General features: G+C 64.6%; 13 protein-coding genes. 5 read left to right on the top strand and 8 right to left on the bottom strand.

From position 1 onward, the window contains the following. Positions 1 to 2: 2 nt before the first annotated feature. From FFS51_RS02910 to FFS51_RS02890, 5 genes are read right to left on the bottom strand one after another with little or no spacing between them, the layout of a single operon-like run. The gene (locus tag FFS51_RS02910; RefSeq protein ID WP_137877471.1) at positions 3 to 2,018 is read right to left on the bottom strand and encodes a DUF6541 family protein; all 2,016 of its coding nucleotides are present in this window, start codon (positions 2,016 to 2,018) and stop codon (positions 3 to 5) included. Further along, a complete protein-coding gene (locus FFS51_RS02905; protein WP_137877470.1) occupies positions 2,015 to 3,616 on the bottom strand; it encodes a glycosyltransferase in 1,602 nt (533 codons plus the stop codon). The genes FFS51_RS02910 and FFS51_RS02905 overlap by 4 nt, the downstream gene beginning before the upstream one ends. 6 nt (positions 3,617 to 3,622) lie before the next feature. Then, positions 3,623 to 4,759 carry a UDP-galactopyranose mutase gene (gene glf / locus FFS51_RS02900; RefSeq protein WP_137877562.1) on the bottom strand — a complete coding sequence of 379 codons (1,137 nt, stop codon included), beginning with the start codon at positions 4,757 to 4,759 and terminating at the stop codon, positions 3,623 to 3,625. Positions 4,760 to 4,769: 10 nt separating this feature from the next. Then, positions 4,770 to 5,999 (bottom strand): ABC transporter ATP-binding protein, encoded by a 1,230-nt coding sequence (locus FFS51_RS02895; RefSeq protein WP_137877469.1) that lies wholly within the window; start codon positions 5,997 to 5,999, stop codon positions 4,770 to 4,772. Then, on the bottom strand, positions 6,000 to 6,917 hold the full coding sequence (locus FFS51_RS02890) for an ABC transporter permease (RefSeq protein WP_137877468.1): 918 nt from the start codon (positions 6,915 to 6,917) through the stop codon (positions 6,000 to 6,002). Positions 6,918 to 7,039: 122 nt separating this feature from the next. On the opposite strand from FFS51_RS02890, the gene FFS51_RS02885 reads away from it, so the two are divergent. After that, the gene (locus tag FFS51_RS02885; RefSeq protein WP_249352634.1) at positions 7,040 to 9,514 is read left to right on the top strand and encodes a glycosyltransferase; all 2,475 of its coding nucleotides are present in this window, start codon (positions 7,040 to 7,042) and stop codon (positions 9,512 to 9,514) included. Positions 9,515 to 9,551: 37 nt separating this feature from the next. Here FFS51_RS02885 and FFS51_RS02880 read toward each other — a convergent pair whose 3' ends face one another. Then, a complete protein-coding gene (locus FFS51_RS02880; RefSeq protein WP_171006079.1) occupies positions 9,552 to 10,448 on the bottom strand; it encodes a glycosyltransferase family 2 protein in 897 nt (298 codons plus the stop codon). Positions 10,449 to 10,771: 323 nt separating this feature from the next. Between FFS51_RS02880 and FFS51_RS02875 the strand changes: the two genes are divergently transcribed. The 3 genes from FFS51_RS02875 (at position 10,772) to FFS51_RS02865 (ending at position 13,927) form a co-directional block, all read left to right on the top strand. Beyond that, entirely contained in the window at positions 10,772 to 11,755 is a 984-nt protein-coding gene (locus tag FFS51_RS02875) for a lipopolysaccharide biosynthesis protein (RefSeq protein ID WP_212742769.1), read from the top strand. Positions 11,756 to 11,789: 34 nt separating this feature from the next. Beyond that, positions 11,790 to 12,953 carry a glycosyltransferase family 2 protein gene (locus FFS51_RS02870; RefSeq protein ID WP_137877464.1) on the top strand — a complete coding sequence of 388 codons (1,164 nt, stop codon included), beginning with the start codon at positions 11,790 to 11,792 and terminating at the stop codon, positions 12,951 to 12,953. Positions 12,954 to 13,162: 209 nt separating this feature from the next. Further along, entirely contained in the window at positions 13,163 to 13,927 is a 765-nt protein-coding gene (locus FFS51_RS02865) for a hypothetical protein (protein WP_137877463.1), read from the top strand. 112 nt (positions 13,928 to 14,039) lie between these two features. Here FFS51_RS02865 and FFS51_RS02860 read toward each other — a convergent pair whose 3' ends face one another. Together FFS51_RS02860 and rfbA are read right to left on the bottom strand one after the other, a co-directional pair. Next, positions 14,040 to 15,350 carry a hypothetical protein gene (locus FFS51_RS02860; RefSeq protein WP_137877462.1) on the bottom strand — a complete coding sequence of 437 codons (1,311 nt, stop codon included), beginning with the start codon at positions 15,348 to 15,350 and terminating at the stop codon, positions 14,040 to 14,042. A gap of 244 nt (positions 15,351 to 15,594) precedes the next feature. After that, positions 15,595 to 16,464, bottom strand: coding sequence for a glucose-1-phosphate thymidylyltransferase RfbA (rfbA, locus tag FFS51_RS02855; RefSeq protein ID WP_137877461.1), 870 nt, complete (start codon positions 16,462 to 16,464; stop codon positions 15,595 to 15,597). 79 nt (positions 16,465 to 16,543) lie between these two features. Here rfbA and rfbB point away from each other — a divergent pair, with 79 nt between their 5' ends. Next, positions 16,544 to 17,542 (top strand): dTDP-glucose 4,6-dehydratase, encoded by a 999-nt coding sequence (rfbB, locus tag FFS51_RS02850; RefSeq protein WP_137877460.1) that lies wholly within the window; start codon positions 16,544 to 16,546, stop codon positions 17,540 to 17,542. Position 17,543: the final 1 nt, after the last annotated feature.

Raw genomic sequence — 17,543 nt, 5'->3', positions numbered from 1 at the left:
GGTCACCCGGTGGTCAGCGGACCGCACTGCGTGATCTCGAGCAGTGACGTGTCGCCGTCGGTCGCGACCGGGGTGAACAGACCTGCCTCGACGGCGGCGTGCACGCCGGCGAAGTGGTTCCCCGAGGGGTCGCCGCCGCCGAAGGCGTGGGGGTTGTAGAGCACGTACCGCACGCGCAGGTCGTCGAGGGCCTGACACACGGCCGGGTCGGTGCGGATGTCCTGCAGGTGGAAGGCGAGCAGCAGCCGCTGCGGATCCCACTGTCCGTTGACGTGAGGGAAGACCGGCTCGCGGTCGCCGAACAGCAGCGACAGCCCCGACCCGTCCCACGGGTCGCCGATGACGCGCTGGCCCACGGGAACGATCATCGGCAGACGCGATGTCATGAACTCGATCTGCGCGGCGGAGACGATCGCCTCGGTGGCGTGCGAGACCGGCATCGCGAACACGCGCCCGATCGAGGCGGACGCGCCGCCGGCGACCAGGGCCACGCCGGAGGTCGCGGTGACGACCCCGGCGAGGGCGAGCGCGCCGCCGCTGCGCGCACCGGCGCGGCGCAGCCACGCGGTCGCGGCGAGCACGCCGAGGGTCGCGAGGGTCACACCGATGACGGGCAGCACCGAGTCGATGCGGTAGCGGTCCTTGTACCAGAGCGCGGTCGCGAGCTTCGTGACGACGTCGTCGGAGCCGGCAGAGGCCGCGAACAGCAGCGCGAGCACGGCGTAGGACACCACGATCCATCGAAGCCCGCGGGTACGCAGTGCGACGAGGATGCCGCCGACCACCGCCGCGGCGAGCAGCACCGCCGGGAAGGTGACGGTAGAGCCCGTCGGCCACGCCTGCAGCAGCACCTGACCGAGGCCGTCGAGCACGCTCTGAGTGGCCTTCGCCTGCGGTCCGCCGAGACGGTCGTCGAGGGGGCGGGCGAACAGGCCGAGGCGCGCGACGAGGTACCAGAAGCCGACCGCCGCGACCACGACGAGGGCGATCACCACTCCGATGAGGCTCCACGTCACCGCGCGACGGGAGCGCCCACCGCGACGCCATCCGGCGCGCACGAGCGAACCCGCGGTCGCGAGCACGAACGGCAGCAGCAGCACCGCCCAGCTCACCAGTACCCGTGGCTGGCCGAAGCCGATCGCGGCGGCGGCGGTCAGCGACATCCCCCCACCCCAGAGCAGCGCGGCGACACGGCGAGGGCCGCGCTCCGCGACGACCGCTCGCACCGCGAGCACCACGACCGCGACGCCCGCGGGCAGTAGCGCCGCGCCGAGGAAGGTCGGGTAGAGCGTGCCCCAGCTCAGCAGGGCGTAAGGCATCGCGCCGAAGGCGGCGCCGAGGGGAAACGCGACGAGCGCGACGAGACCGCGCGGATGCCGCGGCACGAGCGCCTGCGCGAGCCAGGCCGCCCCGGGCAGCCAGATGCCGGCGACGACGGCGATCCACGCCGCGTTCACCGCGACGGGCACGGTCGCTCCGGTGACCTGCACGGTCGCGGCGACGATCGAGTGCCACCCCGACGGGTAGAACGCGAAGGTCTTGCCGGTCTCGATGATCGAGCGCAGCGTCAGCGAGGAGGCGTCGCCCGTGGAGAGGATGTGCGCGATCGCGGCCAGGTGGAAGTTGTTGTCGTAGGTCTGGCTGAACAGATCGGGCGACGGAACCTGCCAGAACGCGATCACCGCGACGGCGAGCGCCGTGAGGATCCAGACGGGGAGCAGCCACACGACCCGCACACCGTCGGGGCGCACCCGGATCCCTGGAAGGAGGCGGGTCGTCACGAACAGCACGATGGCGACGACGAGCGCGACGATGATCGGCGACACGGCGCTGAACGGCAGGTGCAGCGGCTGCGACACGATGCCCGCGACGCCGATCGCCGTCACCCCGATGGGCCCGGCGAGCGCGACGCGCGAGAGCAGCCCCATGCGCACCGGCAGGGTGGCCGCGATCCCCGGGATCAGCACGACGGCGAGCGCGCCGACGACGACGGGCACGACGGCGAACCAGGCGGTCACGTCGCGTCCTCGATGATTCGCTGCCAGGCGGCGACGGATGTCGCGTCCCCCGCCGACGCGCGGAACCGCGCCGACAGGCGCGGCCAGCCGAGCAGCAGGCGCGCGTGCCGCGCGGCGCTCGCGGCGGCCGCACCGATCAGGGCGACGGCGGTGCCTGCGGGCGAACGGCGGGAGGCGGCATCCGTCATCGCGGTCATCGCCGCACGCACCGTCACGACACGGGTCGCGAGCCAGCCCGGGAGTGCGTCCGGTCCGGCGACGGCGTCGCGGGTCGCCCGTGCGCGCAACGCCACCGGTGCGGTGTGGCCGCGGGAGAGGAGCTTCAGATCGCCGAGGAACGCGTGCAGCACCGTCAGACGTCCGTATCGGCCGGTCGAATGCAGCAGGGCGGTGATGAGCCGGTTGCGGTGCAGGAAGTACGCCTCCCACGTGTGGGTCGGGAGCTTCGATCCCCAGCCGAGGTGCCAGACGGCGACGCCCGGCAGGCTGACCGTCTCGACGCCGGCCGCCGCGGCGCGCAGGCCGAACTCGACGTCGTCGCCCTTCAGGAACAGCGGCAGGGCGAGCCCCACGCGCCGCAGCACCGCCGTCGGCAGCAGGCACATCCACCAGCCGTTGAAGTCGGAGCGCTCGACGCGGTGAAGGATCTCGTGGCCCCGCCACGGCGTCTCGGCGAAGTCGACGTCGTAGGCGCCGTCGCGTCCGAGCGCGAACCACGAGATGCGGTCGTCCCACTGCTCGCTCTGCGCATACAGGCGCGTGGGCGCGTCGATGTGCAGCATCCCGCCGCCCACGACGACCTCCCGCGCGGCGTACCGGAAGAACGCGATCGCCCGCGCGATCGCCTCCGGCTCGGCCCGCGCGTCGTCGTCGAGCAGCAGCACGGCGTCGCTGTCGCCCGCGGCGAGCGCCTCGAGCATCCCGCGCGAATAGCCGCCCGCCCCACCCAGGTTCGGCTGACGCACGATGCGCAGGCGGTCGCCGAGCAGAGCGGATGCCGCGGCGAACCCGTCGGCGTCATCGGGGTGGGCATCACCCTGGTCGACGACGACCACGCCCGCGAGAGAGGCGACCAGCGCCGGGTCGCCGCCGACCGCACGCAGCTGGGCGACGCAGTCGTCCGGCCTGTTGAAGGTCGCGATGACGACGGTGACGGCGCCGCCGCGGCGGGGCGCGGCATCCGTCGTCCACCGAGCGGAGCGCAGCTCCAGCCCTTCGACGGAGCGGAGGTCGAGCCACAGTGCGCCGCCGTCGTCGAACCGGGCGAGGTCGAGCTCGACTCTCCGCTCGCCGGACCCGTCGATCGGGATGCGCTCGACCACGGCCTGGTGGCCGTGCGCGTCCGAGGCCACGACCTCGATCGTGCCGCGGCCCGCGGCATCCACCGTGAGAACCACCCGGTCGAGCGCCGCGTACCGGCGCCAGTAGGTGGCGGCGAAGGAGTTGAAATAGGTGCCGAGCGATACGGTGCCGCCCCCGGCGACGTGGAGAGTCTCGCGGGCCGCGATCTCGCCCGGCCCGTCGACGTACAGCGCGCGAGCCGCCGTCTCACCCTCGGGCGGGAAGACGGTGCGCTGCAGGACGAACGGCGCGGTCATCGAGCGCTACGCGAGCGTGTTGTTCCACAGCGACAGCGCGGAGCCGATGGCCATGTGCATGTCGAGGTACTGGTAGGTGCCCAAGCGCCCGCCGAAATGGACGTCCTTCTCGCCCCGGGCGAGCTCACGGTACGCGAGCACGCGCTCGCGATCGGCGGGGGTGTTCACCGGGTAGTACGGCTCATCACCGGGCTCCGCGAACCGCGAGAACTCCCGCACGATCACGGTGCGGTCCTTCGGGTAGCGGTCGGCGCGCTCGGGGTGGAAGTGCTTGAACTCGTGGATGCGGGTGAACGGGACATCCGCGTCGGCGTAATTCATGACGCTCGTGCCCTGGAAGTCCGCGACCTCCAGCACCTCCTGCTCGAAATCGAGCGTGCGCCACGACAACGCGCCCTCCGCGTCGTCGAAGTAGCGGTCCACCGGCCCCGTGTAGACGACCGGCACCTGACCGACCACGGCCTGCTTGTGCAGCGGCTGCGACGCGTCGAAGAAATCGGTCGACAGCTTCACCTCGATGTTCGGGTGATCCGCCATCCGCTCCAGCCACGCCGTGTAGCCGTCGACCGGGAGGCCCTCCCACGTGTCGTTGAAGTAGCGGTTGTCGTACGTGTACCGCACCGGCAGCCGGCTGATCACCTCCGCCGGCAGCTCCGCCGGCGCCGTCTGCCACTGCTTCGCCGTGTAGTCGCGGATGAACGCCTCATACAGGGGCCGGCCGATCAGCCCGATCCCCCGCTCCTCGAGGTTCGCCGCCGCACGCGCGTCGAACTCACCCGCCTGCTCCGCGACCAGCGCCCGCGCCTCGTCAGGCGTGTACGCCGCTTGGAAGAACTGGTTGATCGTGCCGAGATTGATCGGCAACGGGAACACCACACCACGATGCGTCGTATACACCCGGTGCACATACGACGTGAACGCCGTGAACCGATTCACGTACTCCCACACCGTCGCGTTCGACGTGTGGAACAGATGCGCGCCGTACCGGTGGATCTCGATCCCCGTCGAGACCTCGTCCTCCGAATAGGCGTTGCCACCGATGTGATGACGGCGCTCCAGCACCGTAACCCTCCGACCGGATGCCGCAGCCCGCTCCGCGATCGTCAGACCGAAGAAGCCCGAGCCCACGACCAAAAGGTCCATCATCCTCCGATCATCCGGATGTTGCCGCTGTGGCAACCACGGCCAAGCTCAGCGCTCCGCTCGAACGGGGGTCGTCGACGACTGTGAATGATGCGGCCTGCGCCTCGGCACTTACCGTCCGACCCACCCCGTCAATCACGACGACATTGACGAAGTATCGCCCGCCGCCAAAGCAGGTGGCCTTCAGCGTGAAGGTGACGACGCCCGAACTCGAGATGCGCGGCATAGCGACGTCATTACGATCCGTTCCGGTTTCGAACACGCGCAGGCCCATCGGGTCGTCGATCTGAATCCCGCACACCCAAGGACCGTCAAGGTTATCGGCAGAGAGACGGACATCGATCTCGAGATCGTCGCCGCGCATGAGAGCCTCGTCAGCACCTCGTCCGACGGCGCCCGCAGTCACGCCAACGATCGCCGCGGACGCGCGATCCACCGTCCGGAGACTCTTGATCTCGCGGAGACGCCGATCTTCGAGGACATCCCTGAATCGTGACACGGCCTCGGCGGGATGCCCATCGAACACGATGGAGCCCGCATCGAGAAGAACACCACGCGTGCACAGTTCCGAAATCTGGCCGAGTGAATGACTCACAAGTACAATTGTCCGCCCCTGCGACTGGAACAGCCGAATCCGATCCATGCATTTCCGTTGGAAGGCTTCATCTCCCACCGCGAGAACCTCGTCCACGAGGAGCACGTCCGGATCGGTATGCACGGCCACCGCAAAGGCGAGCCTCACGTACATGCCGGAAGAATAGAACTTCACTTGAGTGTCGATGAAATTGCCGATCGACGCGAACGCGACAATATCGTCGAAACGGGCGTCGGTCTCTTCGCGGGACAGCCCGAGAACCGACGCATTGAGATACACATTCTCGCGCCCGGTTAGGTCGGGATGAAAACCGGCTCCGAGTTCCAGAAGCGCCGCGATTCGACCACGCTGGAGCACCGAACCGCTGGTGGGATCAATGATCCCGCCAATCGCCTTCAGGAGAGTGCTCTTGCCAGAACCGTTGTGGCCGATCAAGCCGATCGTCTCGCCCGCCCGAATGTCCAGGTCGATGTCCTTCAGCGCCCAGAAGTCCTCGCGAAACCGGCGTCCCCTTCTACCGAAGGTGATGATTCGCTCTTTGATCGAGGAGTCCTTGCGCACAACAAATCGCTTTGACAATCCCCTAATTCGCACGACCTCGGGCACCTCGGTCTGCTCCACAGGCTCCGGAGAGATATTTCCCATTTACAGCTCCTGCGCAAAGTTGCCCTGCAACCGCAGGAATAGACGATGGCTAAGCAGGAGGAGAACTATTCCCACCAAGAGCGCGATACTCACGCGGAGCGCATAAAGGGGAGGAAGACCGAGCGAGTCTCCGGCCACCCAGAACGCTCGCTGGAATCCCAAAACCGCGAGCGTCAGGGGATTGTTGGTGTACGCCTCCAACAGCCACGGGGAACCGACTAGTGCGCTTACCATCTGCCAGGAGTAGACCACTGGGCTAGCCCAGAACAACAACATCGTGCCAACCTCGACCAGATACTGAGTGTCACGCAGATAGACGTTCAACGCACTGAACATCAGTGCAAACGCCGTGCCGTAAACGACGAGGAGGACAAAGGCAGGTATGGCAAGAAGGATTTCCCAATGAAGTGGAAACTTGCCCACGAGAAGAGTTGCCGCGATCAGCACGAGAACCTGCACCGCGAAGTTGAACAACGCCGACCCGACGCTTGCGAGAGGGAACAGTTCTCTCGGCGTGTAGACCTTCTTCACGAGCCCCGCGTTTGCCAGCACCGAGCCGGTCCCGGAGACGACGATCTCAGTGAACAGTCCCATCGCCGTCAAACCTGCGAAGACGTAGACGGCGAAGTCGGGGATGCCCTTGGCAGCCTGCAGAAACTGCCCCATGACGACAAAGTAGATCGCCAGCTGAATGAGCGGTCGTACAAGCGACCATAGGAACCCGAGCGCGGAGTCCTTGTACTTCGCCTTCAGGTCACGACGGACCAGAAGCGCGAGCATTTCGCGGTGGCGCGCGACATCGGCTATCGCCGACGCGGCGCTGCGGCGGCCCCCTGTTCCACCAGCCCCTGCCGGCAGCAACGGCAGTGAAGACAGGCGCAGCATCCGCGCGGCGGCATCGTCTTGAGCGGTGGACATCTCGTCGATTGTAGATGCGCGAGGACGATGGTGCGCACTGCCGGGCTGCACCGAGATCAGACAGGTGCGTCCTGCTATCCTGGCGCCCGACTTACTAGGAGCTCCCTTCAATGCCGTCTCGCGTGACCGACCTCGTCTCAGTGATCATCGTCAACTTCAGAGGCGCGGACGACACAATCCGGTGCGTCGAGGAGTTAGAGAGCGTCGACTGGCCGCGTGAGCAACTAGAGATCATCGTCGTCGAGAACGGCTCAGGCGACGACAGCGCGCAGCGCCTGTCCTCCCTGGGGCGTCGAATCAAACTGATTCGTAGCGCAAAGAACCTCGGATTCACGGGTGGATCTAACCTCGGAGCTTCCAAGGCCCGTGGCGAGATCATTGCCTTCCTCAATAACGACTCGCGCCCTGACCGGGGCTGGATCCGCGAAGCAGTGAAGGGCTTTCATACCGCCGGGCAGGTCGGCGCCGTCGCGAGCAAGGTGCTGAGTTGGGACGGCACTCGCGTTGACTTCGCTGGCGGCCAGCTCACGTGGTTTGGGATGGGCTACAAGGGCGAGGAAAGTGGAGATCGAGAATCCCTCCTGGACGGCCCACGGGATCTGCTCTACGGAACTGGTGCCGCGCTCTTTGTGCGGGCATCGGTGTTCGAGGAACTCGGGGGTTTCGACGAGCGCCTGTTCATGTTCTACGACGATGTCGATCTCGGATGGCGGCTCAACCTGCTCGGCTACCGCGTTCGATTCGCACCCGATTCAGTGGTCTTCCACAAACACCATGCCTCCATGCATCGCTTCGGCGAGCATCGAGAGACCTACCTCCTCGAACGTAACGCGCTGATCTTGCTGTACAAGAACCTCGGCGAGGAGAATCTCACAAAGTTCCTCAGTGGTGCGCTGAGTCTTGCTGCGAGACGAGCCACCGTGCGCTCCGGGTTCGACCCTGAGATCTTTGACATCGCGGACGGCGATGTGCCCCCCGACGAACTCGTCACTGATACATCGTTCAACAAGTCCGCCATCGCGACACTTTTCGGAATCGATCAGTTCGTCGATCAGATGCCGAGTCTCAAAACCGAGCGCGATCGAATTCAGGCGACGCGCGTCGTCCGCGACGAGATGATCATCCCGCTGTTTGGCAACGCAAACAACGGCCTCCATCAGGACCCGCGAGTCCAAGAGGGCATCCGCGATATCGTCGAGGCGATCGGGATCGCCACCCCGCCCGGACGCGTGCGAGTTTTGGTCGTCACCGGCGACGTGATCGGCGCGAGGATGGCAGGCCCGGCAATCCGAGCCTGGACGATGTCCGAACATCTCGCGCTGCGCAACGACGTTCGCCTCGTGTCGCCGGCCGCGCCGAAGCGCGCATCCGGGACCTTCTCCGTGCACCGCGCATCTAGTGACAGCGAGATGCGAACCCATGAGGAGTGGGCCGACGTCATCGTCATTCAAGGCTACGTGATGAGGCAGTATGCAAGTCTTGCAAAGACGAAGAAGATCCTTGTCGCGGACATCTACGACCCGCTTCATCTGGAACAGCTCGAACAAGCGAGGGATACCCAGTTCGATCGCTGGAACTCGCAAGTTCTGACGGCGACTGAGGTTCTGAACGAACAACTTGCGCGAGCAGACTTTTTTATCTGCGCGTCGGAGAAGCAGCGTCTGTTCTGGCTGGGTCAGCTCGCGGCAGTCGGCCGCGTAAATGCAATGACGTACGAATCGGACAACTCACTGAGCGATCTGATCGCAGTCGTTCCGTTCGGCCTTTCAGAAGACATTCCCGAGCAGCAATATCACGCCATCAAGGGCACTATTCCCGGCATCGAGCCCGACGACAAGGTGATCCTCTGGGGGGGAGGAATCTACGACTGGTTCGACACGGAGACCCTGCTGAGAGCGATTCGAAAGGTCGCAGACACTCATCCTTCAGTACGCCTGTTTTTCATGGGCGTATCGCACCCAAATCCAGACGTACCGCAGATGAAGGTCGTCGGCCGAACGTTCGAACTCGCCGATCAGCTGGGACTCACCGACAGGTTCGTCTTTTTCAACCGAGACTGGGTCGCGCTGGATGAGCGTCACAACTACCTTCTCGACGCGGACGCTGCAGTGAGCACCCACTACGAGCACCTCGAGACGGTATTCTCGTTCCGGACGCGGATTCTCGACTACTTGTGGGCTCGGCTGCCGATGGTGACGACTCGAGGCGACGGCTTTGCCGATCTGATCGATGCGGGTCCGCTGGGGATCACCGTCCCCGAACGCGATGTCGATGCACTCGCGGAAGCCATTGTCCGAGTGTTGTTCGACGACCAGTTCCGTGCACGGGCCCGAGCGAACATCGAGCCGGTTCGCCAGGCATTTTCATGGACGCGCGCATTGGAGCCCCTGACGCAGTTCTGCGCTGCGCCGTTGCCCGCGGCCGACCGAAACGGGCTCCGAGACGGACACCTCCTGAGCGTTTCCGACCCTGCAGCTGATGCCATCCGGGCCCGGTATCGCGGAGTTCGCAAGGCAGCGCGCCTCGCACGCCATTACTACAACAGAGAGGGGCTCCGCGGGGTCGCGCGACGCATCCGAGCTCGTCTTGTCCGGTAGGAAAGCTCTACTTGCCGACGGCACGATCGGCGCCAGGTCACGCGAAGATCACATGCCGCGAGAGCACCTTTGCGCTCTTTGCGTCTCCGGCTCGAAGCGCCGCGGGTAGCATCGTCAACGCATTGATCCGACTCGACAGGTGTACGCGCGCGGCTCTTTCGGCTTTGCGCCACGATTGCGCCGCGAACAGCGACGCAACCTCCCGGAAGTAGTCCCCCTCTTCCACAAAACGGCTTCCGTCCTTCGCGCGCCACGACGACACGCTCGAGACATGACGTCGATACTCAAAAGCGACCACGTCGTCGACGAGGAGGCCACCCCCGCGGATACAAAGGTCGATGACGAGAGCAAGATCCTGCACGACGTGATAGCCGGGGCGAAAGCCGACCGATCTCAAGCTCGCACCATCCCAGGCGACCGCAGGAAAGTTCATCCAATTGCCTCGTATAACGCTTCGCGCAAGCGCCTCTCCCGACAGCAAGACCGAGCGACCGCGGGCACTCGGGCGGTAGAAGCGTTTGGCCGTGTCGACCAGAGTTGTCGCTGGCGCTCCGTCCGCGTCGATGATCTGCACACCTGGATGAATCATCGAAGCCTCAGGATACTCGATGGCCAAGGCCTTGACCCGGGCCACATAGTTGGGGCGCATGAAGTCGTCGCACCCGAAGATCGTCACTAAGGACCTCGTCGACAGTGCCACGCACTCTTGGAACGACGCGTTGATTCCTCGATTTGACGCGTTTCGGCGTATCTCGATTCGCTCGTCGTCCAAACTCGCAGCCCACTCGACGCCTGCCGGGTCGGGGTTTGCGTCATCGATGATTGTGAGGTGCCAGTCCGGATCGCTCTGCGCCAGAACACTTTCAACCGCGGCAACGAAGTGGTCCGTGCGCCCGTAGAAGGGCAGCATGATGTCGATGGTCCGCGAGGTCAAGGCGGTCTCCTTAGCAACTGACGGCGACGGTTTCTGCACGTCTCGATTGAGCGATAACATCGCATGACATGCGCCGCAAATCTCTGCTCAGCGACGCGATGCTGTCCACCGTTGGCGTGCTCGCACAAGGACTGTCCAGGTTCGCCTACACGGCTATTGTAGGACGTCTCCTCGGGCCACCTGAGCTCGCGTTCGTCAACTCAGCCTTCGCCCTCGCGATACTACTCTCGCTGCTATGGCCCACCGCCCTCGGAAGTGTGTCCAGCGCTCTCCTGCGGCCCGAAGACACACGACTCCGGCGACGCTTGAGCCGGAGTCTGCTCGTGTCGCTTCTGGTCGTTGCGCTTGTCGCTGCGATCGTGTCTGTGGCGCTGTCCCTCTCACCATCCCAATGCGTGCTCATCGCGCTCTTGACCATCGCGTGGTCGTCGTACATCGCCGTGCGTGGAGCGTGGATCGGCATCGGGCAGATGCGCAACGTCGCGCTGTGGGATCTCCTATCGAGCGGCGCAACCATCGGCCTGCTCTTCGCGATGGTGATACTCGGCGCCAACGAGCTCGCCGTAGCGCCCGCGATTGTCGGATACCTGCTCTTCGCCGTGGTCGGCTGCCGCGCGGTCATTCTGGCGACTCGCGTTCGACCTCCGTCGGTCGACGAGGTGCAGAAGCACGCCGCGCCAACCAAGCTCATCGCATGGACTTCGGTCACCATGTTGGCCACGAATGGGATCATGCAGGTACCCATGGTCGTAGCGTCCGCCTTTTCGGACCCTCATTCAGCCGGTCAGTTCGCCGCCGCCCTTTCACTCGCGACCCCGATCGGAATGCTCGCGCAGGCACTCACTCAGGCACTCCTGCCACGATTCGGTGAGTTGGCACTCCAGCCGAAACGAGCCCAGGCTGCGTTCCTATGGCGTTCGCTCGGAATCGTCGGCGGCTTGGTGAGTGCAGGCTGCATTGTGATAGCGGCGTGCCTCCCCATCGCGCTGCCGCTCATCTTCGGACCCAGTTTCGACAAAGCTGTCCCCATCGCGCAGATGCTGATGGTCGCCGTTCTCGGCAACTCGACAGCGGTGCTCTTGGGGGCGGCGTTGTCGATCCTGCGACATGAGGTGGCGGTCACTGCGATTACGGCGGGCGGCTCGACGGTCGGCGTCGGCTTGATGGTGGCCATCGCCGTCGGACTCGACGGGGTGTCCGGCGCGCTGGTCGGCGCCATCGCGGGCACAGCTCTCACTGCGCTGGGACTACTCGTCTACAGCGTTATGGCAATGCGGGAGCGCGGGCACGCAGCTTCGCTTGACTAGTATCGACTGCTGGACCGTCGAGCGAGTGGGAGTCATGGACACTAATCAAGACGTTGAACTGAGCATCCTTATGCCTTGTCTCAACGAAGCCGAAACTCTCGCGATCTGCATCGGCAAGGCCCAGTCGTACCTGGCGCGCTCCGGAGTGTCAGGTGAGGTGCTCATTGCGGACAACGGCAGCTCGGACGGCTCGCAACAAATTGCTCGCGACCTGGGCGCGCGGGTTGTGGCTGTCGAACGCAAGGGGTATGGCGCGGCGCTGATCGGTGGCATCGAATCAGCTCGCGGTCGATACGTTGTCATGGGCGACGCGGACGACAGCTATGACTTTACGAACCTGGATCCCTTCCTCGAGCGGCTTCGCGCCGGCGATGACCTGGTGATGGGAAACCGGTTCCGTGGGGGGATAGAAGCGGGCGCGATGCCCCCGTTGCACAAGTACCTCGGCAATCCCGTCCTGACATGGATAGGTCGCGTCCTGTTCCGCTCGCCGATTCGCGATTTTCACTGCGGGTTGCGCGGCTTCAACCGCCAATCGATGTTGGCCGCGGAGCTCCATACGACCGGGATGGAGTTCGCGAGCGAAATGGTCGTGAAGGCGTCACTGTCGGGCATGCAGGTGAGCGAGGTCCCGACCACGTTGCGTAAAGACGGCAGGAGCCGACCGCCACACCTGCGCAGCTGGCGTGACGGATGGCGACACCTTAGATTCCTCCTGGTCTACAGTCCGCGCTGGCTCTTCCTCTGGCCCGGACTCGCGACTTTCCTTCTCGGTGTGGTCGGAACGTTCGTGCTCGCATTCGGGTCGGCGCAGATAGGTCAACTCGGCCTCAACGTCGCTACACAGACCTATACGTCCGCGCTTGCGGTCGTCGGCTTCCAAGCAGTTTTGTTTGCGCTCCTCACGAAGATGTACGCCGAGCGCGAAGGTTTCAGACTGCCACGAAGTCGAAGCTTCGCGTGGCTCGCCGAACGAGTCAGTCTTGAGTCTCTCTCGATCGTCGGACTACTGCTCTTCTGCGCAGGCTTGGCCATCTTCGTGGGTCAGTTCAGCCTCTGGGCCGCTGCAGGGTTTGGAGCGCAAGACACTCAGGCGACGCTCCGCATCGCCATCCCTGCCACCCTTCTGATGGTGCTCGGCGCGCAAACCGTGATGTCCGGGATGTTCCTCGGCATCCTCAACATCGCGACCAAATAGCAGGCCAGACTCGATCTCGAATTTGAGAGAAGCCCATCCTTATGCTATCAACCACCTGAGAGCAGTTGGACGATGGGGGAAGCGTGCTGTCCTTTTTTCACGTAGTCATGGCAGGTGTTGTCGCTCTCACGGGCACCTCACCACTCGGCACCGCTGCTCCATCTGCCCCTCCCGCGCTGTCGAGCTATGTCAGAACTGCATACGATGGCGTGATTTATGAGCTCAATGTCGGGGGCTCTCGAGCTCTGACCTGGACGGATTGGGAATCCCTGGGATTTCCGGCGTTCTCCGACGCTGAAACCGACTACTTCAAGGTGCTCGACCTACCGACGGTGTATGCGTACACCTACTTCGAATCGACTGACGAGGAGGTCCTCATGTCAATCGACTTCAATCAGTGGACCTCCGCCGGATGGCCGGTTCCCGCTCGCCTGGCCTGGGCGGACTGGATCATCGCGTACAAGTGGCCGACCTCGCCAGAGATCTTCGCGACGGACTTCTCGGGAAGCGTGCAGAAGCTCACCTTCTCGCAGTGGCGTGACGCTGCGTTCCCGACATTCGAGTCCCGAGACAACCGCGGCTTCGTCGCGATGAGCTGGGACAAGTCAGGCGCGATAGCGTACTTATGTGACGCGCGCAGCGGCAAAGGCGGGCGGATCAGTTATGCCGATTGGCTCGCGTGGGGCTCGCCGACACCGCAGGTGGTCACGCGAACCACGAACGATCACATCGTCCAGTGGGATGTCGACTTGCGCCGCGCGACGGGCGAGATCGACTACATAGGGCCCGCGTCAATCTCCTATACGCGCGCTGTGCCCTTCACCCCTAGCCCAACCGACATGTTCGGGCGCCACTTGAGTTTCACTGAATGGTCCGCAATGGGCTCACCTGCGCCGGCGAGGACCGCAGCATTCTCACCACTCGTAAACGACATCTACTGCGGATCTGCGGATCCGTCACCCACCGATAGATAGGTGCAGAGGGCCGGGCGGCGTCACGCAGACGCCACGTTTGACCCTCCCGGCAACGCGGATGTGTGACCGCGGTGACCTTTGCTCGCGAACGGCCCCTCCTCTGCTGAGCCTCTCACCCACGACCCGTGCGATCGCCATCGAGCGTGAGCTCGCCCGGATCCCCCCACGATGACATTGATGTGCGTCGCCATCCGATCGCGACCGCCAAGGCTCCGATCGGCAGAAGCGGAAGGCCGTACCTCAGCGGTGCGTCAAAGTTGAAGCCACCCTGCACGAACTGAAGAACCGACCAACCGATACTGAATATGACGGCGATGGACAACCACACGACTGCCAGGTGAAGGGATCCTTGGCGCCAGGTCGACTTCCGCGCGATGGCGATACCAATTCCGATGAGAAAGACGGTGTTCACGGCGAGGTACACCTGGCCGTGCGGGGTCAGCCCATTCGCCGATCCATACCAATTGTTGGTCAGGTTCACGAAGGAACTCACAACCGTAGACCACTGAATGTACGGCACTCGGGGCAAAAAGCCTCCCAGCGCCTCCTGGACGATCGACGCGGGAATCAGCTCACGTACCGATTGCCAGATGGTGAACGCTACGGCGACGATCGCAGAGACCGTCGCTGACGTGAGGAGGAACAACGACCTCGGCGTCAGAGCAAACCGCCCCATGTCGCCGAGGAGGCCTTGAAAGGAGACCTTTCGCGGTCGGAAGGTAAGGACTGCCAATGCGATGAAAGCTCCGGCGGGCAACAGGATCATGTATCCCTTCACCCCGCCGAGTACTACACCCACTATGACCCCCGCCACAAGTGCTGACGGGCGACGATTCAGCTTCTCTCTCGCAACGAGCTGCAGTCCCAGAATGAAGACAAGCGCCGACACCAGCGTGGCAGCATCGTTGCTTACAGTAGAGAACGCGTGAATCGTGATCGGCGCAAGAAGCGTAAGCCCCGCGAGCGTCAGGGTTCGGAAGAACCCAAAGCGCGCCTGACTGGCAATGCTCACGATCAGCACTCCCGCAATCAGGAGCAGGAGAACACCACCGACATCGCGAACGATGTTCAACTGCCCGGAGGGCGAAAGCCCTTCGGAGAGCAGGTAGCCGGGTACATAAGCGAGGTATCCGAGTGGGGGCTGTTGCGCTTCATAGCTGTAGCCGCCTGCGGCGAACGATCCCGGGGAGCGTTGCTCGATCGCGCAGTCGCCCTTGAGACCCGTCGCACTGTTGCCGAGACAGTCCCACAGAAGCATGGTGTCTTGATCGAGGGTGCTTCCCCACGCCGGGATATGCCCGTCAGCAAGCTTCAACACATAGTCGTAGTGCGCGCTCTCGTCGAGCACGTCGAACCAGGGATTGCCGCGTTGCTCCTGCTGAATTCCCAGGAGCGCGATGAGAAGCACTCCCGCCACCGCCACGATTTGACCTGCAAGTCTCCACGCCCGGGACCGCTGAGTGAGGTCGCGTAGGGCACTCAGTCGCATTGCACTTCTTCCTTCGTATGGGGGGACATCTACTACCAAGCTCCGGTCGCGATCCACCGACCGGCCCTGTCGTCCCGTCACGCCACCCGCGTCAACTCAGACTGCGATGCACCTGCACGGCGTCCCGCCAGCGGTCACGGTTCGGATCATGCAGGATGTCCTCTCCCGCTCGCAACGCTCACCTGCCTTGCTCGAGCGCCTTGAGCAGATATGCGCCGTATCCGCTCTTCACGAGGGGTTGGGCGCGCTCACGCAACTCGTCGTCGCTCAGGAACCCGAGACGCCAGGCGACCTCTTCGGGGCACCCGATCGACAGGCCCTGACGCTTCTCGACGGTGCGGATGAAGTCCGTCGCCTCGCTGAGCGAGTCGAACGTTCCGGTGTCGAGCCAGGCGGTGCCGCGCGGCAGGAGTTCGACCTGAAGCCGACCCTGCTCGAGGTAGGTCTTGTTGACGTCGGTGATCTCGAGCTCGCCGCGCGGCGACGGGGTGAGGTTCTTGGCGATCTCGACCACGTCGTTGTCGTAGAAGTAAAGTCCGGGCACAGCCCAGTTCGACTTCGGGTGGGCGGGCTTCTCCTCGAGGGAGACGGCGCGCCCCGCCGCGTCGAATTCCACCACGCCGTAGGCGGTCGGGTCGTCGACCCAGTAGCCGAACACGACGCCGCCCTCGAGGTCGCTGTACTGACGCAGGCGAGTGCCCATGCCCTGGCCGTAGAAGATGTTGTCTCCGAGCACGAGGGCGGCCGAGTCCGAGCCGATGTGCTCCTCACCGAGCACGAATGCCTGCGCGAGCCCGTCGGGCGACGGCTGCTGCTTGTACGTGATCGACACGCCGAACTGTGAGCCGTCGCCGAGCAGGCGCTCGAACTGGGCGGCGTCGTGCGGCGTGGTGATGACGAGGATGTCGCGGATACCCGCGAGGATCAGCGTCGAGAGCGGGTAGTAGATCATCGGCTTGTCGTACACCGGGACGAGCTGCTTCGAGACACCGAGGGTGATGGGGTGCAGCCGCGAGCCGGTACCGCCGGCCAGGATGATTCCGCGCATGGACTCCAGTCTCCCCGATAAGGCCGAGCCTGACCAAACGCCGACGGATCACTGAGGACGCGCACGGTAGCCTTCTGGCGTGGCCAAGCTTCTCGTCACCGGCGGTGCCGGTTTCATCGGTTCGAATTTCGTGCACCACGTGGTGGCCCACACCGACCACCACGTGACCGTGCTCGACAAGCTCACCTATGCGGGCAACCGCGCCTCGCTCGACGGGCTCCCAGAGAACCGGGTCGCGTTCGTGCAGGGCGACATCGCCGACGCCGCCCTCGTCGACGAGCTGTTCGCGGGCGTCGACGCGGTCGTGCACTACGCAGCCGAGTCCCACAACGACAACAGCCTCAACGACCCGCGGCCGTTCCTCGACACCAACATCATCGGCACCTACACGCTGCTCGAGGCGGCACGGCGTCACGACACCCGCCTGCACCACATCTCGACCGACGAGGTCTACGGCGACCTCGAGCTCGACGACCCGGCGCGCTTCACCGAGTCGACCCCCTACAACCCTTCGTCACCGTACTCATCGACGAAAGCCGGCTCGGACCTCCTCGTCCGCGCCTGGGTGCGCTCCTTCGGGGTGCGGGCCACGATCTCGAACTGCTCGAACAACTACGGACCGTTCCAGCACGTGGAGAAGTTCATCCCGCGCCAGATCACGAACGTGATCCGCGGCATCCGCCCCAAGCTCTACGGCGCGGGCGAGAACGTGCGCGACTGGATCCACGCCGACGACCACTCGTCGGCGGTGCTCACCATTCTCGAGAAGGGCGAGCCCGGCCAGACATACCTCATCGGCGCCGACGGGGAGCGCAACAACAAGGATGTCGTCGAGCTCATCCTCGAGACGATGGGGCAGCCCCGCGACGCCTACGACCACGTCACCGACCGCGCCGGGCACGACCTGCGCTACGCGATCGATTCGACGAAGCTGCGCACCGAGCTCGGCTGGACGCCGCAGTTTCAGGATTTCGAGTCGGGTCTGGCGAACACCATCGACTGGTACCGCGCGAACGAGGCCTGGTGGGCGCCGTCCAAGGACGCCACCGAGGCGTTCTACGCCACGAAGGGGCAGTGAC

Source organism: Microbacterium sp. 4NA327F11, from assembly GCF_005503465.1.
Classification (GTDB): Bacteria; Actinomycetota; Actinomycetes; order Actinomycetales; family Microbacteriaceae; genus Microbacterium; species Microbacterium ginsengisoli.
The sequence above is the reverse complement of the archived record's forward strand: the minus strand, read 5'-3'. Positions and strand labels throughout refer to the sequence as shown.

What these genes read in the sequence shown, in the direction of transcription:
- FFS51_RS02905 (WP_137877470.1), bottom strand. Translation starts at nt 3,616, where the DNA reads ATGACCGCGCCGTTCGTCCTGCAGCGCACCGTCTTCCCGCCCGAGGGT.
- glf (WP_137877562.1), bottom strand. Translation starts at nt 4,759, where the DNA reads ATGGACCTTTTGGTCGTGGGCTCGGGCTTCTTCGGTCTGACGATCGCG.
- FFS51_RS02895 (WP_137877469.1), bottom strand. Translation starts at nt 5,999, where the DNA reads ATGGGAAATATCTCTCCGGAGCCTGTGGAGCAGACCGAGGTGCCCGAG.
- FFS51_RS02890 (WP_137877468.1), bottom strand. Translation starts at nt 6,917, where the DNA reads ATGTCCACCGCTCAAGACGATGCCGCCGCGCGGATGCTGCGCCTGTCT.
- FFS51_RS02870 (WP_137877464.1), top strand. Translation starts at nt 11,790, where the DNA reads ATGGACACTAATCAAGACGTTGAACTGAGCATCCTTATGCCTTGTCTC.
- rfbA (WP_137877461.1), bottom strand. Translation starts at nt 16,464, where the DNA reads ATGCGCGGAATCATCCTGGCCGGCGGTACCGGCTCGCGGCTGCACCCC.